Genomic DNA, 21,612 nt, shown 5'->3' with positions numbered 1-21,612 from the left:
GGGCGGGTGCGGCGGCGAGTCTCGGACCTGTCGGCGGTGGCGGGTCCCGCGCCGCGAGCGGTGGCGCACGGGTGGGTTGCTCCCGCCGTCGGGAGCGGCCGGAACCGCCGTCGGCGACGGCCGGTGCACCGTCGGCCGAGGCCGTTCCACCGTGCGGGGTGGCCGGTCCGCTCCTCGGTGGTGGCCGGTCCGCTCGCCCGTGATGGCCGGTCCGCTCGTCGGTCGTGGCCGGCCGCTCCGTCAGTGGTGGTGGGACCCGCCTGTCCCGCCCGCCACGCTTTCACCACCTGACCCGTCCGCACTGCCCGCCACAGCCGCACCGTCCACCTTTTCCGCGCCGTCCGACCCGGCCGCCCCGTCCGACCCACCGTCCCCGCCCGTCACGTGCGCGGTCCGCGGGTGGTGGGGTTCGTAGCCCGGGATCGTGCCGTCCGGCTTCTTCACCAGGAAGAGGCCGACCATCCCCATGTCGGAGTGGCTCTGCACATGGCAGTGGTACATCCAGGCGCCGGCTCCGACGCCCTCCCCCGCGATCACCTGGAAGCCGAACGAGTCCGCCGGGCCGACGATCTTGTTGTCCACGACCTGGCTGGGGTCGTCCGGTCCGGTCAGTGTGCCGGTGCGGTTGTCGGCCCAGCGGTGACCGTGCAGGTGGAAGGTGTGGTAGTACTCGCCGTGAGTGATCATCACGAACTCGACGCGGTCGCCGACCGTGGCCTCGAAGTCGGGCCCCGAGTGCGCGGGCCGGTTGTTGATCGTCATGTCGTTGAAGACGACCGTGTGGGTGCGGTCCGGCAGGACGTCTCCCTTGCGGCGCACGATCACCGCTCCGTAGAGGCCCTTGCGGATGCCGCCGGTGCCGTGTTCGGTGCCGACGACATGGTCGTGGTAGTGCCAGTAGCCCGCGCTGCCCGCCCGCCAGGTGCCGTCGGCGCGGCGGCCCGACAGATGGGTGCGCCAGGTGTAGACGCGGGTGCCGCCCGGCTCCACGTCGCTCTTGTTCAGCTTCGTTCCGTCGCTGGTGATCTCGTAGTCGAGCCCGTGGACGTGCAGGCTGACGGCGGTGTCCAGGGTGTTCTCGAACTCGACGTGCAGAGTGTCGCCCTCGTTGAGTTCGATGAGCGGTCCGGGGACGGTGGCCCTGCCCTTCTCGAAGCCGTAGCCCAACTGCCCGTCGGGGAGCTTCTCGGCGTACAGCCTGATGCGTCGGACCTCTCCCCCGGCCGGTGCGGTCCGTACCGGTCCGGCCGCGCGGGCGGCCTCCGGCGCGAGGGACAACGAGGTCGCGACGGCCGCTCCGCCGAGCAGCACCCGTCGGTTGAAGCCGCGTCTGTCCATGCGTAACTCCCCACACTGGTAAGGACTTTGCGCAGACGTGCCGGTGACGAACCCGTGCGACGGTACCGGCACCGCAATCGTTTATCCACACTCAGGACAAAGTTCGTGCCATCGCGGTCATAGGTATTGGCGGACCGGGCAAAGCCGTCTAGCTTCCTTTGCGTTCGCTGTGACCGGGGAGGTGCCCATGCACTTACGAGGGTTGAGAACGAGGAGAGCCGGGCGACGACGGATCTGGGCGGCCACCGTGACGGCCGGGGTCGTGGCCGCGGGGCTGCTGTCGGGTCCGGCCGCGAGCGCGCGGCCCGCGCCGCTGCCGTCGTCGACAACGATGTCCATCAAGTCGCCGCCGGGCGGCGCGAACGTACGGGTGCTGATCTTCTACGGCTCCGCCGCGGCCGGCGAGGAGTCGCCGGTGGTGAACGCCGGGATCGAGGCGATCGAGCGGATCGGGGTGAGCGGGCCCGCCGAGCAGCGTTTCGACGTGGTGGCCACCGGCGACGCGTCCGTCTTCACCGACGCGACACGGCTCGGACGGTTCAACGCGATCGTGTTCCTGACCGGTGGCGGGGACGTCCTCGACCCGGAGCAGGAGGCCGGTCTCGAGGCGTACATGGAGGCGGGCGGCGGGTTCGTCGGCGTCCATGACGCGGCGCGCGCGGAGCCGTACTCGGACTGGTTCACCGGTCTGATCGGTGCCCGGCCCGCCGCGTCAGGCCCGACGAACACGCAGCGCGCGGTCGTCGAGGTGGGTGACCGGCGGCATCCGGCGACCAAGGATCTGCCGGTGCAGTGGAAGCGGTCCGACGTGTGGCCGAACTGGGTGAAGAACCCGTCGGGCGACGTGCACACGGTGGCCCGGGTGCGGGAGTCGACGTACCAGCCGGGCGCGAGCGCCAACGGCGCCGACCATCCGGTGAGTTGGTGTCGTGACTACGACGGCGGACGGTCCTTCTACACCGGGATGGGCGGCACGGTGTCGTCCTACGACGAGACCGACTTCCGGGCCCATCTGCGCGGTGCGCTGCTGTGGACCAGCAGGCTGGTGCGGGCCGACTGCAAGGCCACCATCACCGGCAACTACGCGGCGGAGCGGCTGACCGAGCCCAACCAGCCAGGACGCAACGACCAGATCGGGGAGCCGCACGGGCTGGTCACCGCGCCCGACGGACGCGTCCTCTACATCGGCAGGGGCGGCGCCGACTCCTCGCAGCCCGTGGTCACCGACTGGAACGACCCGGACGTCGGCAAGGGCAAGGGGCAGATCCACATCTGGGACCCGAGGACCCGGAAGGTGACGCTCGCGGGCGAGTTGAGCGTCTTCGGCAACAAGGGCGGCGGCGACGAACTCGTCAAGGTCGAGGAGGGGTTGCTCGGGATCGAGCTGGACCCGCGCTTCGAGCAGAACGGCTGGGTGTACCTGCACTACACCCCGCACGCGGGTCTCGACCGGGACCGGCGGATCGCCGAGCGGCGCGTCTCCCGCTTCACGCTGGACCGGGCCACCGGCAAGCTGGACCTGGGCAGCGAGAAGGTGCTGCTGAAGTGGCCCGTGCAGGTGCACAGTTGCTGCCACGCGGGCGGCGGGATGGCCTGGGACTCGAAGGGCAACCTGTACATCGCGACCGGCGACAACAACTCCAGCGGTTTCAGCGACGGTTACTCGGGCAACAACCCGGCGCCGAACTACAAGGGCGTCTCGTTCGCCGACGCGCGCCGCACGGCGGGCAACACCAACAACCTCAACGGGAAGATCCTGCGCGTCCATCCGGAGCCCGACGGCACATACACCCTGCCGGAGGGGAACCTGTTCACGGGCCGGGAGACCGACGAGGGCGGCGGCAAGACCCGTGGCGAGATCTACGTGATGGGTGTGCGCAACCCGGCGCGCATCTTCGTCGACCGCACCACGGACGTCCTCTACGCGGGCTGGGTCGGACCGGACGCGGGGGCGCCCTCGACGACCTGGGGTCCGGCCAAGTACGACACGTTCGCCGTCATCACCAGGGCGAGCAACCGGGGTTGGCCGTACTGCATGGGCAACAAGCAGCCCTACCGCGACCGCAACCTGCCCGATCCGACGAAGCCGCTCGGCTGGTACGACTGCGACCGTCCGAAGAACGAGTCGCCGAACAACGACGGTCTGATGAACCTGCCGCCGGTGACGGGCAACAACATCTGGTACTCGCCCCAGGGCGGAGCGCCCGACTACCCGCGCGACGCGGCCGGCGTGCCCTCCTACAAGCAGGAGGAGGCCAGCTATCTGCTGCCGTGGCTCAAGGGCGGCGGGCAGGCCGCGATGAACGGGCCTGTCTACCGGTACGACCAGGCGAGCACGAGTGCGGCCAAGTGGCCCGCCTACTGGGACGGCAAGTGGTTCGTCGGCGACTTCTACGACGCCGACCAGCCGCGCAACGCGGTGATCACCGACCCGAAGACCCAGGGCGACGGCGGACTCCCGGTCCACTCGGAGTCGCTGAAGAAGATCGTGCCGATCGGCAACGACGGCATCAAGAACCTCATGGACTGGAAGTTCGGTCCTGACGGCGCCCTGTACGTCCTCGACTACGGACGCGGCTTCTTCAACTCGGACGCCAAGTCGGCGCTGTGGCGCGTCACCTACCGGGGCGGCGAACCGACCCCGGCCGCAGGCCAGTTGGCGAGGGGAGGACAGTGATGGGACGGCACAGAGCCCTGACCGCCCTGCTGGCGGCGCTGCTGATGGTGCTCGGGCTGCCGGCCGCGGCGGGCGCGGGCCCGGCCGAGCGCGGGGCGCGGGCCGCCGAGCAGGTGCTGACCTGGACGGCGGGCGACGACATCACGACGTACGGTTCGGCGCCGACGACCGCGGTCGCGGGCCGGGCCACGATCGTCTTCGAGAACAGCACGGCGACCGGCAACACCACCGGTATGCCGCACACGTTGACGTTCGCGACGACCGACCCGGAGTTCAACGGCGACGTCCAACTGAACATCCTCGCCAACCCGTTCGACGACCTGGGCGGCCGGCACACCGCCGAGGTCACCCTCACGCCGGGCCGCTACTTCTACCACTGCACGATCCCGGGCCACGGGCAGATGCAGGGCGTCCTGGTGGTGACCGAGCCGGGCGGCGAGGACACCACCGCGCCCGCGACCTCAGCCGAGGTGCGCGGCAACCAGAACGCGCAGGGCCAGTACGTCGGTTCGGCGAGCGTGGCGATCACCGCGACCGACGAGGGCGGCTCGGGCGTCGACCGCGTCGAGTACGCCGTCGGGGACGCGGACGTCTGGCAGCCGTACACCACGCCGGTCCTGGTCGACACCGTCGGTGACCACACGGTCCGCTACCGGGCGGCCGACAGGGCGGGCAACGTGTCGGCGGAGAAGAGCGTCGCCTTCACCGTCGTCGCCCCGCCGTCCGACGACACGGCGCCGCCGGAGACCTCGGCGACCGTGAGCGGGGAGCGCAACGCGGCCGGGGAGTACCTGGACATGGCGACGGTCACGGTGTCGGCCTCCGACACCGGGTCCGGGGTCAACTCCGTGGAGTACGCGCTCGGTTCCGGCGGCTGGCAGCCGTACGCCGCGCCGGTGATGGTGCATCAGGTCGGCGTCCACACCGTGCGCTACCGGGCCACCGACAAGGCGGGCAACGTGTCGGCGGAGAAGAGCGTCACCTTCACCGTCGTCGCGCCGCCCGCGCAGGACACCACGCCACCGGTGACGGGCGTCAGCGTGACCGGCACCCGGAACTCCGACGGCGCGTACGTGGGCAACGCCAAGGTCACCGTCAGCGCCACCGACGAGGGCGGTTCGGGGGTCGCGGGCATCACCTACTCGCTCGACGGCGGCCCCTATCTGGCGTACTCCGCCCCCGTGGTCGTCGACCGGGTCGGCCCGCACACGGTGGCCTACCGGGCGAGCGACCAGGCGGGCAACACCTCCGCTCCGCGCACCGTGAGCTTCACGGTGGTGGCCGGAGGCGGGGTACCCGCGCCCAACTGCCCGGAGTTCGACGAGCGGTTGACGGTGATCGTCGGCACGGTCGACACGGGCGTCCCGAACCGGGTGACCAACAACCGGTGCCGGATCAACGAGTTGATCGAGGACGAGAAGGAGTGGACGTCGCACGCGCTGTTCCTCAAGCACGTCGGGACGGTCCTCGACGCGCTGTTCAAGGAGGGCGTGGTCGACCGGCGTGAGTCGGACGCCGTCCAGAAGGCGGCCAGGCAGTCCGGCATCGGCAAGCCCGGCCAGAACGACGGCTACCGCACCCTCTTCGACGGCAGCGCGGCGTCCTTCGCCGACTGGCAGCAGGTGGGCGGCGGTTCGTTCGCGCTGAACGGCGACGGCTCGATGACCAGCGGCACCACCTCCGACGGCCTCGGCATGCTCTGGTTCCCGCAGCGCAAGTACGGCGACTTCTCGCTGCGGCTCCAGTGGCGGGACGACGCCCCGGGCGACGGCAACGCCAACTCCGGTGTGCTCACCCGGTTCCCGTGGGTGCACGGGCACCCCGAGGAGTCGCGGCCCGAGTGGGTCGCCATCAAGTACGGGCACGAGGTTCAGGTGTTCGACCGGCCCGACGGCGACCTGTACAAGACGGGTTCGATCTACGGCTTCGACCGGGTGGGGCTCGCGGGGGCCGGTGTCACCCAGAAGGGGACCTGGAACGACTACGAGATCCGGGTGGTCGACCAGCACTACTCGGTCTACCGCAACGGCGTGCTGATCAACGAGTTCGAGAACAGCGGCGGCCAGGAGTTCAGCCCGCCGCGCGGCGACGACCCGGGCACCGACGGCCGCCGCTTCGCCTCCGGCTATCTCGGACTCCAGGTGCACAGCGTCGGTGACGTGGTGTCGTACCGGGACATCCGCGTCAAGGAACTGTAGGAGCGGAGCTAGGAGTTGTCCTTCCTGGCGCGGCTCGGCTGTACCCGCTTGGGTTCCCCCGGCATCTTGGGGTACTCGGGCGGGTACGGCAGGTCGCCGAGGCCGTGGTCGTGCTCGTCGCGGCGGGCGAGGTCGAGCAGGGCGTCGAGCGAGAAGGCGTGGTCGTCCATGTCGGCGTGCACGTCGCCGAGTTCGGCGAACCGCGCCGGCATCGTCGCGAGGTCGAAGTCGCGGGGACGGGCGTCCCCGACCTCCTCCCAGCGCAGCGGCGCCGAGACCGGGGCGTGCGGGCGCGGCCGCACCGAGTAGGCGGAGGCGATGGTGCGGTCCCTCGCGGTCTGGTTGTAGTCGACGAAAATGCGCTCGCCGCGTTCCTCCTTCCACCACTTGGTCGTCACCCGGTCCGGCATCCGGCGCTCCAGCTCCCGGGCCACGGCGATGGCCGCGCGGCGCACCTGGGTGAAGGTCCAGCGCGGCTCGATCGGCACGAAGACATGCAGGCCCCGGCCGCCCGAGGTCTTGGGCCATCCGCGCAGACCGCCGAACTCGTGCAGGACGGAACGGAGTTCGTGGGCGGCGCGGACGGCGTCGTCGTAGTCGGTGCCTGGCTGCGGGTCGAGGTCGATGCGCAGTTCGTCGGGGTGGTCGACGTCGCCTCGGCGTACCGGCCACGGGTGGAAGGTGAGGGTGCCGAACTGGGCGGCCCACAGGACGGCGGCCTCCTCGGTGGGGCACATCTCGTCGGCGCTGCGTCCGCTGGGGAAGGTGATGTGGGCGGTGGGGATCCAGTCGGGCATGTTCTTCGGCGCCCGCTTCTGGAAGAAGTTCTCGCCGGTGACCCCCTCCGGGTACCGCTCCAGGGTGGTGGGGCGCTCGCGCAGGGCGCGCAGGATGCCGGGGCCGACGGCGATGTAGTACCGGGCGAGGTCCAGCTTGGTGAATCCGCGCTCGGGGAAGAAGACCTTGCCCGGACTGGACAGCCGGACGGTGCGCCCGCCCGCTTCGAGTTCCACCGCTTCGCCCATGCGGCCACGGTAGGACCGGCGGCGGTACGGCGCATGTGCGCGGCGGCGGGCGACGTGCGAAGGGCGGCGGAAGGCGCCAGGCGGCGGCGGGCGGCAAGCGGCAAGCGCCGAGCGGCGGTACTCGACAGGCAACCGCACCTGGCGGCTCCTAGAGTCGATATATGGATCTCCCGGTGATGCCGCCCGTGAAGCCGATGCTCGCCAAGTCGGTGGCGACGATCCCGCCGGGCATGCAGTACGAGGCGAAGTGGGACGGGTTCCGGGCGATCGTGTTCCGCGACGGCGCCGACATCGTCCTGGGCAGCCGCACCGGCAAGCCCCTGACCAGGTACTTTCCCGAGCTGGTCGCGGCCTTGCGGGAGCGGCTGCCCGAGCGCTGCGTGGTGGACGGCGAGATCGTGATCGCCCGGGAGGGGCGGCTCGACTTCGACGCGCTGACCGAGCGCATCCACCCGGCGGACTCCCGGGTGCGGACGCTCGCCGAGCGGAACCCGTCGTCGTTCGTGGCCTTCGACCTGCTGGCGCTGGCCGACGCCTCGGTCCTCGACGTGCCGCTGACCGACCGGCGGGCGCTGCTGGCCAGGGCGCTGTCGGGGGTGTCGGCGCCGGTGCATCTGGCACCCGCGACCACCGACATCGACGTCGCGCGGGGCTGGTTCGAGCGGTACGAGGGCGCCGGCCTCGACGGCGTCGTCGCCAAACCGCTCGCCCTGCCCTATCTCCAGGACCAGCGGGCCATGTTCAAGGTCAAGCACGAGCGGACGGCGGACGTCGTGGTGGCGGGCTACCGGCCGCACAAGAGCGGACCGGTGGTGGGGTCGCTGCTGCTCGGCCTCTACGACGACCGGGGCGTCCTCCAGCATGTGGGGGTGTCGGCCGCGTTCACGATGGCGCGGCGCGCGGAGCTGGTGGCGGAGCTGGAGCCGCTGCGCATGGACGACGTCGGCGGGCATCCGTGGGCGGCCTGGTCCGAGGAGGCGGCGCACGAGACGGCCAGGCTGCCCGGCGCCCCGAGCCGCTGGTCGGGCAAGAAGGACCTGTCCTGGGTGCCGCTCAGACCGGAGCGGGTGGCCGAGGTGGCGTACGACCATCTGGAGAACGGCGCGCGGTTCAGGCACACCACCCGCTTCCGCCGCTGGCGCCCGGACCGCGCCCCGGAGAGCTGCACCTACGCGCAGTTGGAGGAGCCGGTCGGCTACGACCTCGCGGAGATCCTGGGAACGGCGGAGTGACGCGCGGGCCCGCCTGAAGCTGAACAGCCGACGGTCCGGACAGCCGCCCATCTGACCGTCCGACCAACGGACCGTCCGACCAACGGACCGTCCGATCAACTCGTCCGGCGGCCCGCCGACCTGCCCCGGAACCTGGGGGCAACCCGTCGTCCGTCCGGCGGCGCGCTCTTGCGCCGTTCGATGGACTCGTGCACCCGTTCGGCGGTGTTCGCCGCGCGCGCTCCGCACGGCAGGGGTAGGGCCACCGATGAAGTGATGAGCGCACAATCGAACAACATGGACTGGGTGGCAACGGTGGGCATGGGACAGAGGGCGCGCACACGACGCGTGACGACGACGGCGGCGCTGCTGGCCGCGACGGTGACGGTCACCCTGGCGGCGGGGTGCGCGGGCGGACCGCACACCCCGGTGGACGACGGCCGGGGCAGGACCGTCGGGACGCCGGCCGCGACGCCGTCGGACACACCGCCCCCGCGGCGGACGGCCGCCGCCTCCGCGCCGCTCGCCGTGAAGATCGACAATGTCCGCGCGGCCCGCCCGCAGACCGGTCTGCGGGCCGCGGACGTCGTCTACGCCGAGCAGGTCGAGGGCGGTCTGAGCAGGCTGATGGCGGTGTTCGCGACGAAGCTGCCGAAGGTCGTCGGACCGGTGCGCAGCGCCCGCGAGTCGGATCTCGAACTGCTGCGCCAGTACGACCGGCCGACGCTCGCCTTCTCGGGGGCGCAGCACAAGCTGCTGCCGCTGATCGGACAGGCGCCGCTCCGTCCCGAGCAGCCCGGCAATGTCGAGGGCGCCTTCTTCCGGGGCGCCGACAAGGCCGCCCCGCACAACCTGTTCCTGCGTCCGGCCCGGTTGATGCCGACGGCGCCGACCGCGACCGCGCTGACCAATGGGTTCCGGTTCGGCGCGGCGCCCGCCGGGGGCACCCCGCAGACCTCGCGGACCGTCCGCTACCCGTCCGCCTCCTTCACCTTCGACTGGTCGGCCGACCGGCGGCGCTGGCTGCTGTCGACGGACGGCGCACCGACGCTGACCAGCGAAGGGCAGCGGGTCACGCCGGCCACCGTGGTGGTGCAGTACGTGAAGGTGCGGGCGTCGCGGTTCCACGACTTCCTCGGCAACACCACGCCGTACACCGAGACCGTGGGGTCGGGGACGGCGGACGTGCTGCGGGACGGCCGGATGTACGAGGCGCGCTGGAAGCGCGCGAAGCCGGCGGACGGGACGGACTTCACGACGGCGGACGGGCAGCCGGTGAACTTCGCCGAGGGCCAGGTGTGGGTGGTGTTCGCGCAGGCGTCCTGACCGGGCTCAGTGCGGTGCGGCGAGGGGTTCCGCGGGGTTGCGGAGCCCCTCGGCCGCGTCCGCGACCCGGCGGATGAGCGCGAAGAACGTCTGCTGCTCGGCGTCGGAGAGCGGGGCCAGGAAGATCTGGTTCATGCGGGCGGTGCGTACGGCCAGTCTGCGGTGGACGCGCAGGCCGTCGTCGGTGAGGCGGAGCAGGAAACGGCGGCCGTCACCCGGGTCGCGCACCTTGTCGAGGAGTCCGCGGCGGCCGAGGCGGCTGATCACCTCGGCGACGGTGGACCGGTCGAGCCCCACCCGCTCCCCCACGGTCCGCTGGTCGAGTCCTGGCTCGGCGGCCAGGGCGTTGAGGACCGCGAACTGCGGGGAGGTGGTCTCCTCCGAGACCATCGTGTTCCACAGCAGGTAGTGGGCCTGCTGGAGCCGCCGGGCCAGGTGCCCGGGGTGGGTGGTGAGATCCACCGCGGCCATGGTGCGCTCCCGAGGTCGTGTGCGTCGGGGCACCGGCGGGCACCGGCGCGGCGGGTGGCGCGCCACCGGGTTCGACGCGTCGAAATTCGTTGGTGCACTGAACGATACCTGGCTCCTGCCGGACTGTCTCCGGCTCGACGGTGGCCATGTACCCGCTTTTTCCTGGGACCTTGACGGTCGTCCCGCCCGATGGCAGCGTGAAGGAAACTTCACCGAAATGCTCAGTGCCCTGACTGTTTTCGGGCCGGGCTCGGGTACGAGAGGGGCCTTCGCGGATGGACAAGGTGGTGGCCACGGCCGAGGCGGCGGTGGCCGACGTGCCCGACGGCGCGTCCCTGGCGGTGGGCGGGTTCGGTCTGAGCGGGGTGCCGAACGTGCTCATCGAGGCACTGCACGCGCGGGGCGTCGGCGGCCTCGCGGTGGTCTCGAACAACTGCGGGGCGATGGAGTCCGGCCTCGCGGTGCTGCTGGCGGCCGGGCGGATCGCCCGGGTGACGGGGTCCTACATCGGGGCGAACAAGGAGTTCGCGCGCCAGTACCTGGCCGGTGAGCTGGAGGTTGAGCTGATCCCGCAGGGCACGCTGGCCGAGCGGCTGCGGGCCGGCGGCTCGGGCATCCCCGCCTTCTACACCCCGGCGGGCGTGGGCACCCACGTCGCCGAGGGCGGGCTGCCGCTGCGCTACGACGGCGCGGGCGGGGTCGCGCTGTCGTCGCCGCCGAAGGAGGTCCGCGCGTTCGACGGCATCGACCACGTGCTGGAGCGCGGTATCCGTACCGACTTCGCGCTGGTGCGGGCGGCGCGCGGGGACCGGCACGGCAACCTCGTCTTCAACAGGTCGACCCGCAACTTCAACCCCCTGGCGGCGATGGCCGGACGGGTCACGATCGCCGAGGTCGAGGAGCTGGTCGAACCCGGCGCGATCGACCCGGACGCGGTTCATCTACCAGGCATCTTCGTGCAGCGGGTGGTGGGTCTCACCCCTGAGCAGGCCGCCGACAAGAGGATCGAGCAGCGGACGGTGAGCAGCTGATGGCCTGGACGCGGCAGGAGATGGCCGCCCGCGCGGCACGCGAGCTGCGCGACGGGAGTTACGTCAACCTCGGCATCGGGCTGCCGACGCTGATCCCCAACCACCTCCCGCCCGGCGTGCAGGTGGTCCTCGAATCGGAGAACGGCATCCTGGGCACCGGCCCCTACCCGACCGAGGATCAGGTCGACCCCGATCTGATCAACGCCGGCAAGGAGACCGTCACGGTGGTGCCGGGGGCGTCGTTCTTCGACTCGGCGCTCTCCTTCTCGATGATCAGGGGCGGGCACATCGATGTGGCGGTGCTCGGCGCCATGCAGGTCTCCGCCCGCGGCGACCTGGCGAACTGGGCGGTCCCGGGGAAGCTGGTGACCGGCATCGGCGGGGCGATGGACCTGGTGCACGGGGCCCGCACCGTCATCGTGCTGATGACGCACACCGCCAAGGACGGCTCTCCGAAGATCCTGACCCGGTGCACGCTGCCGCTGACCGGCAGGGCGTGCGTGGACCGCGTCATCACCGACCTCGGCGTCCTCGACGTCACCGACGGCGGCCTGGTCCTCGTCGAGACCGCGCCCGGCGTCACGGCCGCGGAGATCGCCGCGAAGACGGCCGCCGAGATACGGGTCGCCGAGGAGCAGACGCCGTGAACTCACCACTTCTCGTACGGGAGTTGTGCTCCCGTGGCGTGCCGGCGCCGTCCGCACCCCGTCCGTCCGCCGCGCAGGAACCGGGAGGAAGCCCGCAGCCATGACCCTCACCCAGCGGGACATCGACCAGGAGATCGCGGCCGCCCGCGCCGCCTACGAGCAGCGCGTCGCCGACGGCGCACCCGTCGAGCACCATCCGCGCCGCGACTACGCCCCCTACCGCTCCTCCGCCCTGCGCCACCCGCGGCAGCCACCGGTGGCCATCGACGTACGGCAGGACCCGGAACTGGTCGAGCTGCGCTCCCCCGCCTTCGGCGAACGCGACCTCACCGACGTCGACAACGACCTCACCCGGCACCACCACGGCGAGCCGATCGGCGAGCGCATCACCGTCTCCGGCCGGCTCCTCGACCGCCAAGGGCGCCCGGTCCGCGGCCAGTTGGTGGAGATCTGGCAGGCGAACGCGGCGGGCCGCTACGCGCATCGGCGGGAGCAGCACGACGCGCCGCTCGACCCGAACTTCACCGGCGTCGGCCGCACCCTCACCGACCCCGACGGCCACTACCGCTTCACGACCGTACGGCCGGGACCCTACCCGTGGCGCAACCACGTCGGTGCCTGGCGGCCCGCGCACATCCACTTCTCGCTGTTCGGCGCGGCGTTCACGCAACGCCTGGTGACGCAGATGTACTTCCCGAACGACCCGTTGTTCCGCCACGACCCGATCCTCCAGTCGGTGACCGACGACGCGGCCAGGCGGCGGCTGGTCGCGACCTACGACCACGGCCTGTCGGTGCCGGAGTTCTCGCTCGGCTACCGCTGGGACATCGTGCTGGACGGCCCGGCCGCCACCTGGATCGAGGAAGGACGCTGATCCGCCATGACGAGGACCGACACCAGCGGCCCGCCATCGGTGCCGCCGACGCCGTCGCACACCGTGGGACCGTTCTACGGGTACGCGCTGCCGTTCCCCGGCGGCGGTGACATCGCGCCCGTCGGGCACCCGGACACGATCACCCTCCAGGGGCACGTGTACGACGGCGCTGGCGACCCGCTGCCCGACGCGTTCCTCGAACTGTGGGGCCCCGACCCGGAGGGGAACGTGCCGGACGTCGACGGCTCGATGCGGCGCGACCCGGCGACCGGCGGCCATCTGGGCCGCAACGGCGTGGAGTTCACCGGCTGGGGCCGGGTGCAGACGGACGCCGACGGCCACTGGTACGCGCGGACGCTGCGGCCGGGCGGGCGCGGGCGGAGCGCGCCGCACCTGAGTGTGTGCGTGTTCGCGCGCGGCCTGCTCGTGCACCTGTTCACCCGGATCTACCTGCCGGACGACGCGGCGGCGCTCGCCGTCGATCCGCTGCTGTCCCGGCTGCCCGGCGCACGGCGCGACACGCTGGTCGCGGCCCGGCGGGGTGACGGCACCTACCGTTTCGACATCCGCCTTCAGGGCGAAGGCGAGACGGTCTTCCTGGAGTTCACGTGAGAGCTGTCCCGTCCGACACCGGCCTGCTCGCCCCCGGCTGGGCCGGTTCGCCCGCCGCCGCCGCGACCGGCGACCCCGCCCACCTCCAGGCGCTCCTCGACGCGGAGGCCGCGCTGACCCGCGCGCAGGCCGCGCTGGGGCTCGCCCCCGCCGAGGCCGCGACGGCGGTGACCGGGGCGGCCGACGCCGGACGGTTCGACGTCGCGTCCATCGCCCTGCGCGCACGGGCCGCGGGCAACCCGGTCATCCCGCTGGTCGCGGACCTGACGGAGGCGGTCGGCGCGGAGTGCGGTCCCTATGTGCACCGGGGCGCCACCAGCCAGGACATCATGGACACGGCGGCGATGCTGGTCGCCCTCCGCGCCCTCGAACCGGTCCTGGCCGACCTCGGCCGCGCCGAACGGGCGCTCGCCCGGCTGGCCGTGGCGCACCGGGACACCGTGCTCGCGGGCCGGACGCTCACCCAGCACGCCGTCCCGACGACGTTCGGCCTCAAGGCGGCCGGGTGGCGGTCGCTGGTGCTCGACGCGCGCGAGCGGATCACCGCGGTACGGGACGCCCTGCCCGCCCAACTCGGCGGCGCGGCGGGCACTCTGGCCGCGTTCGAGGCGTACGGCGCCGGGGACCCGCGGGCCCTCGTGGCGGCCTTCGCGCGGGAGGTCGGGCTGCGGGAGCCCGCCCTGCCGTGGCACACCCTGCGCACCCCGGTCGCCGACCTCGCGGGCGCGCTGGCCTTCACCGCGGGGGCGCTGGGCAAGACGGCCGTCGACGTGCTCACCCTGGCCAGGACCGAGATCGGCGAGGTCGCCGAGGGCAGCGGCGGCGGCTCCTCCGCCATGCCGCACAAGGCGAACCCGGTCAGGGCGACCCTGGTCGCGGCCGCCGCCCGGCGGGCACCGCAGCTCGCCGCGACCCTGTACGGGACGCTGGCCGCCGAGGACGAGCGGCCCGCGGGCGCCTGGCACGCCGAGTGGGAGCCGTTGCGCGATCTGCTGCGACTGGTCGGCGGCGCGGCACGAGACGCCGCCGAACTGGTCGAGAACCTGCGGGTGAACGCGGACACCATGCGCGAACACCTGTCCCTCACGCATGGGTTGATCGTGTCGGAGCGGCTCTCCGCCTTCCTCGCCCCGGTGCTCGGTCGGGCCCGTGCCAGGGCCCTGCTGTCCGAACTGGCGGCCCGCGCCCACACCGAGGACCGCTCCCTGGCCGAGCTGCTCGCCGAACAGCCCGAGTTGACGGACGTCGACCTCAGCGAGGTCACCGACCCCGCCCGCTACACCGGCGCCGCGGGCCCCCTCACCGACCGTGCCCTGGAGCGACGTTGACCGAGAGCCTCCTCAACCACCGCGTGGAGGGCCCCGCCTCGGCGCCCCCGCTGCTGCTCGGCCCTTCGCTCGGCACCTCGTACGCCCTGTGGGACGAGGTGGCGCCCGAGCTGTCCGTCACCCATCGGGTGGTGCGCTGGGACCTGCCGGGCCACGGCGGCTCCCCGGCCGCGCTGGTCGGCCCGGGGGCGACCGTCGCCGACCTGGCCGAGCTGGTGCTCGCGCTCGCCGACTCGCTCGGCATCGAACGGTTCGGATACGCGGGGGTGTCACTCGGCGGCGCGGTGGGCCTGCATCTCGCCGTGCACCACCCGAAGCGCGTCGCCTCGCTCACCGCGATCTGCTCCTCGGCCCACTTCGGCGGCGAGCGGCCCTGGCGGGAGCGGGCCGAGCGGGTCAGACGGGAGGGTCTCGGGTGGCTGGTGGAGAGCGCGGGGGCCCGCTGGTTCGCCGGTGACTTCACCGTGCCCGGCCTGCTGCGCGACCACGCGGAGGCCGACCCCGCCGGGTACGCGGCCTGCTGCGACGCCCTCGCCGCCTTCGACCTGCGCGCCCGGCTCTCCGCCATCCGGGCGCCGACCCTGCTGATCGCGGGCCGCGAGGACCCGGCGACCCCGCCGGCCCACCTGCGGGAGATCGCGGACGCCGTGCCGGGCGCGGCCCTGCTGGAGATCCCCGGTGCCTCGCACCTGGCGCCCGCGCAGCGGCCGGAGGCCGTCGTCGCCGCCCTGCGTGGCCTGCTCGGCCGGCCGGACGGGCGGGGCATGGAGGTGCGGCGGGCGGTGCTCGGCGACCCCTACGTGGACCGGGCGCTGTCCCGGCAGACGCCGTTCACCGCGCGGTTCCAGGACTTCATCTCCCGCTACGCCTGGGGCGAGATCTGGGCCGACCCCACCCTGACCCGCCGCGAGCGGAGCATGATCACGCTGACGGCGCTGGTCGCGCACGGCCATGACGCCGAACTGGCCCTGCATGTACGGGCCGCGCTCCGCAACGGCCTCACACCGGAGGAGATCGGCGCCGTCCTGCTCCAGACGGCCGTGTACTGCGGTGTCCCGGCGGCCAACTCGGCGTTCGCGACGGCCCAGCGGGTGCTGGCGGAGGAGGAACGGGAGGGGCGGGAGGAACGGGAGGGGCGGGAGGAACGGGAGGAGCGGGAGGAACGGGAGGGGCGGGACGGCGACGGAGGCTGACGCGGGCGCGTGTCCCGGCGGACCGGCCCGCGACCGGGATCGCGGCAGCCCGGCCCGTCGCCGGGGCGGGGAGATCAGCGCAGGTCGTCGCCGGGGCGGGGAGGTCAGCGCAGGTCGTCACCGGTGCGCGGTGGTCAGCGCAGGTCGTCGCCGTCCTCGAGCAACTGGCGTGCCTGGGCGACCAGGCCGTCCGCGCCGCAGGAACGGGCCAGCGTCAGGGCGCGGTTGATCTCGGCGACCGAGCGGGAGACGATGCCGTACTCCAGGCGGGCCGCCGCGTGTTCGTACTGGCACGGTGACGATTCCAGATAGGCGACGGCCTGCGCGGCCAGCCGCACCGCACGCTGCCCGGTCTCCAGCGCGGCGGCGCAGCGCAGGGCCTCCCCGATGGCGGTGTCGGTGCCGAACCGCTCGGCCCTGGCCCGCAGTTCGGTGACGAGCCGGGCGGCACGGACCGGGTCGACGGCGGCCAGCGCCTTGGCGAGGTCGGCGGCCCACGGAACGAGGACCGGGTTGTGGTGGCCACGGGCGGTGGCCGCCTTCTCCGCCGCCTCCAGTTCGTTGACCGCCTCCTGGGTCCTGCCGACGGCGAGCAGCAGCCGGCCGCGCACCGAACGCGGGTCGGGCAGCACGATGGTGGACGGGTACGGCGGTGCGAAGCCGTACCGTTCGGCGATCGTCCAGGCCTCGTCGACCTGGCCGCGGGCCAGCAGCACATCGACCAGGTTGCAGGTCGCCGACCAGTACAGGGGCAGCCCGCGGCCGACCCGCTCGGCGAGCCGCAGGGACTCGCGCAGCGACGCCTCGGCCTCCCTGAGCCGGCCGCGTCTGCGGTGGCCGAGGCCCAAGTAGGCGTGGGCGAGCGCGAGATGGCCGCCGCTCCAGCCCGCGGACTCGTAGGAGCGCAGGCTCTCGTTGAAGAGGGCCTCGGCGCGGTCGAGCCGGTCGGTGTAGGCGTAGGAGCTGGCGAGCATCATCAGCAGCTCGATGCCCCACTCGTCGTCGGTCCAGCCGAGTCCTGGCGCGAGCCTGCCGTTGACGAGGGAGCGGTCGCACAGTTCGACGACCTCCTCGGCGTTCTCGCCGTGGGTCATGGCGTCGAAGCCGCGCAGGATGAGCAGGGCGCGCTCGGAGTTGTCCCGACCGGTGCAGGTGTCGGCGAGCGCGGCGAGCCGCTCGGAGCGGCCCGGGGTGCTGTTGTCGCCCGCGATCAGCCCTTCCCACATGTACTGCACGGCCTTGAGCCGCATCCGGGCCGAGCCCTCCTCGTGCCGGGCGGCCTCCGCCTCGACCGTGCGGACGGCCTCGTCCAACTGGTCGTTGTGCAGCAGCGCCTGGGAGAGCCGGACGACGGCGTCCACCCGGGTGTCGGCGTCGAGCCCCGGCATGGTGAGCGCGGTCTGGAGGTGGCCGATGGTCCTGGCGGGCGCGGTGAGCAGGGTGGCGCAGCCGAGTTCGAACAGGACACGGGCGTGCACCTGCTGCAACGGCGGTTCCAGCAGGGCGCGTTCCAGGCAGCGGCGGGCCGCGTCGGGAGCACCGACCTTGAGGTGGTCGCGGGCGGCCTCGCGCAACTGCTCGACGAGTTCCCATCGTCCGGATGCACTTGGAGGAGGTGCCGTGAGGCCATCGCGGCGCCGAGCCCCGAGTCGGTGACGACCTGGGCGGCGATGCCGTGCATCGCGGTGCGCAGGGCGTCCGGTATGGAGTTGTAGACGGCACTGGCGATCAGCGGGTGCACGAACTCCAGCTCGCCGTTGGCGGGTTGGTGGCTGGATTCGGCGACCTCGGTCAGGATGCGGGCGTTGCGCAGGAGTTCGAAGCACCGTGCGGCGTCCTCGTCGTCCAGGGTGGCGAGTTTGCCGACGAGGTCGACGGAGATGCCGTGGCCGAGGATGGCGGCGGCCCAGGCGAACCGGGTGGCCTCGATGCCGAGTTCTTCGAGGCGGGCGACGAGTCCGCCGCCGCGGGCCGCGCGGTTGAGGGCGCGCAGTTCGCAGGCGGAGCTCTCGGTCGGCTGGAGTTCGCTGGCCCGGACCCGGGCAAGGAGTTCGACGGTGTCGTACGGGTTGCCGCCGGTGACGGCCCACACCTCGCGGCAGAACGGCGCGTCGGCGTGGTCGCCCAGGGTGGCGCGGGTGAGCCCGGCGGTGGCGGCCGGGGTGAGGGCGCTCAGGACGGTGGTCGGGCCGTCCGCCGCGGCGGCCACGGAGTCGAGGTAACGGGCTCCCTCGCCGGTGATCTCTCCGGGCCTGCGGGCGACCACGACCAGCACGGACACGTCGTCGAGGCGCTCGCAGAACGCGGCGAGCCAGCGCAGCGTCTCCTCGTCGGCCCACTGCGCGTCGTCGATGAGCAGCACCAGCGGCCAGTCGCGCCGGGCGAGTCTGCGGACGGCGGCGACCAGGCCGTCGCACACGCCCTGCGGGTCGGCGCTGCGGTCTCCCGGGTCGGCGATGCCGAGGGCGGGTCCCGCGATGTCGTACCAGTCGCCGAAGTACTCGCGGGCCTCCTCCGGCATCAGCGAGATCAACGCGGGCTGGAGCAACTGGCGTACGACGTTGAACGGGACGGACCTGAGCGTCTCGCCGCCGCGGGCCGACCAGACCATGCAGCCCTGCCGTTCGGCCAGCCTGCGGGCCGCGCCGAGGAGCGCCGTCTTGCCGATTCCGGCCTCGCCGCGGATCAGCAGAAGACCGCCGGAGGTGGACTTGTCGGCGCACAGGTTCTCGATGGCCTGTACGACGGCGGCGACCTCGTCGTCGCGCTCCCAAAGGGAGCCCGGGGCGGCCTCCGTGGGCCGTACCTCCGTCATCCCGTCACCTCCCGAAGTCGCCCGTTCGACGTACAGACCTTGAGCGTAGCCGCCCGAATGCCGATGTGGTGCCTGGTCCGGGTACCTGTTGCCGTGACGGGTGACGACGGTGTAGGGCGGTCGACGCCCGCGCTCGCGGACCGTTTGGCCGTGGGTGACGTACCGTCAGAAGGCGCTGAGATGACGTTGATTTTCGGACAACGCCGTACCGGGGCGCGGTCCCCCGCGGTGCGGGCGCTGGCCGCGGGTTCGGTGGGCAACTTCGTCGAGTGGTACGAGTTCGGGGTCTACGGGTACTTCGCGACGGTGATCGCGGCGCGCTTCTTCACGCCGGACGGCGGGAACGCGGCGGAGGCGCTGGTGCGGACGTACGCGTCGTTCGGGCTCGCGTTCTTCTTCCGGCCCGTCGGGGCGGCCCTGTTCGGGCGGCTGGGCGACCGGATCGGCCGGCGTCCGGTGCTGATCCTGGTGATCGCGCTGATGACGACGGCGACGACGCTGATCGGCGTGCTGCCGACCTACGCGACGGCGGGCGCCCTGGCGCCCTGGCTGTTGACGTTCCTGCGGATCGTCCAAGGGCTCTCCGCCGGGGGCGAGTTCGGGGGCGCGGTGGCGGTGATGACGGAGTTCGCGCCGCCGGGCAGGCGGGGTCTGTACGGGTCGTGGCAGTCGTTCACGGTGGCGCTCGGGCTGCTCGGCGGCGCGGGGGTGGCGGCGCTGCTCGCCACGGTCCTCTCCGAGGGCCAACTGGGCGCGTGGGGCTGGCGGGTGCCGTTCCTGCTGACGCTGCCGATGGGGCTGGTGGCGCTGTGGTTGCGGCTGCGGCTCGACGAGACGCCCGCCTTCCGGCGGGAGGCGGCGGCGCGGCGGCCGTCGCGGCGCGCGGTGGCGGGCGCGATCGCGCTGGGCGCCGGGCGGGTCATGGGGTGGGCGGCGGCCGGGTACACCTTCCTGGTCGTGCTGCCCGGGTACCTCCAGAGCACGCTGGGAGCGAGCTTCCGTGAGGCGCTGGTCGCGACCGTGCTGGCGAACCTGGGGTTCGCCGCGACGATCGTCCCGGCGGGCGCGCTCAGCGACCGGTACGGGCGCAGGCCGGTGATGCTGACGGGGGCGCTCGGCGTGGTGGTCCTCTCCCTTCCGCTGCTGAACCTCCTCCAGGACAGCGGGACTTCGACGGCGGCGAAGGGCGCGGCGGTGTGCGCGGCGGGCGCGGTGGTCGGTCTGATGGCGGGGCCCGGCCCCGCGATGCTGGCGGAACTCTTCCCGACCAGCGTGCGCCACACCGGACTCGGGCTCGCCTACGCCCTGTCGAACGCGGTCTTCTCGGGCTGCGCGGGCCTCGTCATCACGGAAGCGGTCCGCAGGACGGGGAACGTGGACATCCCGGCGTACTACGCGGCGGCGGCCTGCGCGGTGAGCGCGACGGCCCTGGCGGTCCCCACCGCGCGAAGGGCGAACGGAGGGCGGCTGCCGTCGACCGACGTGGAGGGTGCGCGAGTCGAGGAGGGCGGGCGGTGACTGGCAGCGGTACCGGGCGGGTTGAGCGGAAAGCGACCGGTGGCCGATCGCTGACAGCGCGCGGGCGGACAGGGGGCGGTCATGTCGTCGAGCCAGAAAGCGGGTTGAGCCGATGCGGGTGATCGGGCTGATGTCCGGCACGTCCTACGACGCCGTCGACGCGGCCGCCGCCGATCTGGAGCTGGTCGGGGACAGCCTCGTGCTCGAACCGCTCGGCGCGCGGAGCGAGGAGTACGACGACGAGGTGCGGGAGGCGCTCGTGGCGGCGCTGCCCCCGGGGTCGGTCCCGCTCTCCGAGATGTGCAGGCTCGACACCCTCATCGGGCAGGCGTTCGCGGCGGCCGCCGTCCGGGCCGACCGCGAACTGTGCGCAGGGCGGGCCGAGTTGGTTGCCTCGCACGGGCAGACGGTGTTCCACTGGGCGGAGTCGGGGCAGGTGCGCGGCACGCTCCAGCTCGGGCAGCCCGCGTGGATCGCGGAGGCGACCGGGCTGCCGGTGGTCGCCGACTTCCGGCCCCGGGACATCGCCGCGGGCGGCCAGGGCGCCCCGCTGGTGAGCCTCGTCGACCTGCTGTGGCTGCGCGGCCGGCCAGGCACCCCCGTCGCCCTCAACATCGGGGGCATCGCCAACGTCACCGCCCCCGACGGCACCGCCTTCGACACCGGCCCCGGCTGCGCCCTGACGGACGCGGCGGCGCGGGCCTTCAGCGGCGGCCGGCTCGGCTACGACGACGGGGGCGCGCTCGCGGCGCGCGGCGCGGTCGACCAGCCGTTGCTGGAAAGGCTGTTGGCGGAGCCCTACTACCGGCTCCCGGCGCCGAAGACGACCGGCAAGGAGCTGTTCCACGCCGGGTATCTGCGCGCCGCGCTGGCCGGTCGCGGGACGCTGCCGCCCGAGGACGTCCTCGCCACCCTGACCCGGCTGACGGCGGTGACGATCGCGGACGCGATGCGGGACCTGCGGGCGACGGAGGTGATCACCTCGGGCGGCGGCACCCGCAACCCGGTCCTCCTCCGCACGCTGGCCGGACTGCTGCCCGGGGTCGCGGTGCGCTCCTCCGACGAGTTGGGGCTGCCGTCGGACGCGAAGGAGGCGTACGCGTTCGCCGTCCTCGGCTTCCTGACCGCCCACGGTCTGCCGGGCACCGAGCCCGTGAGCACCGGGGCGCGGCACGCGAGCGTGCTGGGGTCGCTCACCCCCGGCCGGGCCGGGCTGCGGCTGCCGCCACCGGCCGATCGGGCGCCGGTGCGGCTGGTGGTGCGGTGAGGCGGTGAGGCACAGCGGGCGTCGCGGTGCCGGGACGCGTCGGGACATGGGCGCCCGTCGTGACCGGCGGGGCCCGCTGTC

At 73.0% G+C, this 21,612-nt stretch carries 15 protein-coding genes and 1 pseudogene; 12 read left to right on the top strand and 4 right to left on the bottom strand.

Features of this window, described 5'->3' with window-relative positions; translation table 11 throughout:
* Positions 1-240 precede the first annotated feature (240 nt).
* Positions 241-1,338 carry a multicopper oxidase domain-containing protein gene (locus DDJ31_RS33160; protein WP_127176721.1) on the bottom strand — a complete coding sequence of 366 codons (1,098 nt, stop codon included), beginning with the start codon at positions 1,336-1,338 and terminating at the stop codon, positions 241-243.
* A 187-nt stretch (positions 1,339-1,525) separates the two neighbouring features.
* Here DDJ31_RS33160 and DDJ31_RS33155 point away from each other — a divergent pair, with 187 nt between their 5' ends.
* Positions 1,526-4,015 (top strand): ThuA domain-containing protein, encoded by a 2,490-nt coding sequence (locus DDJ31_RS33155; protein ID WP_171480935.1) that lies wholly within the window; start codon positions 1,526-1,528, stop codon positions 4,013-4,015.
* Positions 4,015-6,213 (top strand): OmpL47-type beta-barrel domain-containing protein, encoded by a 2,199-nt coding sequence (locus tag DDJ31_RS33150; RefSeq protein ID WP_127176722.1) that lies wholly within the window; start codon positions 4,015-4,017, stop codon positions 6,211-6,213. The genes DDJ31_RS33155 and DDJ31_RS33150 overlap by 1 nt, the downstream gene beginning before the upstream one ends.
* A gap of 8 nt (positions 6,214-6,221) precedes the next feature.
* On the opposite strand, the gene ligD is transcribed toward DDJ31_RS33150, so the two are convergent.
* Positions 6,222-7,238 carry a non-homologous end-joining DNA ligase gene (ligD, locus tag DDJ31_RS33145; protein WP_127176723.1) on the bottom strand — a complete coding sequence of 339 codons (1,017 nt, stop codon included), beginning with the start codon at positions 7,236-7,238 and terminating at the stop codon, positions 6,222-6,224.
* Between the two features lie 161 nt (positions 7,239-7,399).
* Here ligD and DDJ31_RS33140 point away from each other — a divergent pair, with 161 nt between their 5' ends.
* Both DDJ31_RS33140 and DDJ31_RS33135 read left to right on the top strand, forming a co-directional pair.
* A complete protein-coding gene (locus tag DDJ31_RS33140; protein WP_127176724.1) occupies positions 7,400-8,470 on the top strand; it encodes an ATP-dependent DNA ligase in 1,071 nt (356 codons plus the stop codon).
* A gap of 255 nt (positions 8,471-8,725) precedes the next feature.
* Complete coding sequence (locus DDJ31_RS33135) at positions 8,726-9,775, top strand: DUF3048 domain-containing protein (RefSeq protein WP_240677987.1); 1,050 nt, start codon at positions 8,726-8,728, stop codon at positions 9,773-9,775.
* Between the two features lie 6 nt (positions 9,776-9,781).
* Here DDJ31_RS33135 and DDJ31_RS33130 read toward each other — a convergent pair whose 3' ends face one another.
* Entirely contained in the window at positions 9,782-10,246 is a 465-nt protein-coding gene (locus tag DDJ31_RS33130; protein ID WP_127176725.1) for a MarR family winged helix-turn-helix transcriptional regulator, read from the bottom strand.
* 275 nt (positions 10,247-10,521) lie between these two features.
* Between DDJ31_RS33130 and DDJ31_RS33125 the strand changes: the two genes are divergently transcribed.
* From DDJ31_RS33125 to pcaDC, 6 genes are all read left to right on the top strand, one after another.
* The gene (locus DDJ31_RS33125; protein WP_127176726.1) at positions 10,522-11,277 is read left to right on the top strand and encodes a CoA transferase subunit A; all 756 of its coding nucleotides are present in this window, start codon (positions 10,522-10,524) and stop codon (positions 11,275-11,277) included.
* Positions 11,277-11,924 carry a CoA transferase subunit B gene (locus tag DDJ31_RS33120; RefSeq protein WP_127176727.1) on the top strand — a complete coding sequence of 216 codons (648 nt, stop codon included), beginning with the start codon at positions 11,277-11,279 and terminating at the stop codon, positions 11,922-11,924. Before DDJ31_RS33125 ends, DDJ31_RS33120 begins: the two co-directional genes overlap by 1 nt.
* Before the next feature lie 100 nt (positions 11,925-12,024).
* The gene (gene pcaH / locus DDJ31_RS33115) at positions 12,025-12,798 is read left to right on the top strand and encodes a protocatechuate 3,4-dioxygenase subunit beta (RefSeq protein WP_127176728.1); all 774 of its coding nucleotides are present in this window, start codon (positions 12,025-12,027) and stop codon (positions 12,796-12,798) included.
* Between the two features lie 6 nt (positions 12,799-12,804).
* Positions 12,805-13,410 (top strand): protocatechuate 3,4-dioxygenase subunit alpha, encoded by a 606-nt coding sequence (pcaG, locus tag DDJ31_RS33110; RefSeq protein ID WP_127176729.1) that lies wholly within the window; start codon positions 12,805-12,807, stop codon positions 13,408-13,410.
* Entirely contained in the window at positions 13,407-14,738 is a 1,332-nt protein-coding gene (gene pcaB, locus DDJ31_RS33105) for a 3-carboxy-cis,cis-muconate cycloisomerase (protein WP_127176730.1), read from the top strand. Before pcaG ends, pcaB begins: the two co-directional genes overlap by 4 nt.
* Positions 14,735-15,931 (top strand): bifunctional 3-oxoadipate enol-lactonase/4-carboxymuconolactone decarboxylase PcaDC, encoded by a 1,197-nt coding sequence (gene pcaDC / locus DDJ31_RS33100; RefSeq protein WP_127176731.1) that lies wholly within the window; start codon positions 14,735-14,737, stop codon positions 15,929-15,931. The genes pcaB and pcaDC overlap by 4 nt, the downstream gene beginning before the upstream one ends.
* A 134-nt stretch (positions 15,932-16,065) precedes the next feature.
* Here the strand turns inward: pcaDC and DDJ31_RS33095 are convergent.
* A pseudogene (locus DDJ31_RS33095) lies at positions 16,066-18,746 on the bottom strand (ATP-binding protein).
* A 180-nt stretch (positions 18,747-18,926) separates the two neighbouring features.
* Here DDJ31_RS33095 and DDJ31_RS33090 point away from each other — a divergent pair.
* A complete protein-coding gene (locus DDJ31_RS33090; RefSeq protein ID WP_127176732.1) occupies positions 18,927-20,264 on the top strand; it encodes an MFS transporter in 1,338 nt (445 codons plus the stop codon).
* A 112-nt stretch (positions 20,265-20,376) separates the two neighbouring features.
* The gene (locus DDJ31_RS33085; RefSeq protein ID WP_127176733.1) at positions 20,377-21,531 is read left to right on the top strand and encodes an anhydro-N-acetylmuramic acid kinase; all 1,155 of its coding nucleotides are present in this window, start codon (positions 20,377-20,379) and stop codon (positions 21,529-21,531) included.
* Positions 21,532-21,612 lie beyond the last annotated feature (81 nt).

Source organism: Streptomyces griseoviridis, from assembly GCF_005222485.1.
In the GTDB taxonomy this organism is placed as follows: domain Bacteria; phylum Actinomycetota; class Actinomycetes; order Streptomycetales; family Streptomycetaceae; genus Streptomyces; species Streptomyces hintoniae.
Note: the sequence above shows the minus strand (reverse complement) of the source record. Positions and strands in the feature narration are given on the sequence as shown.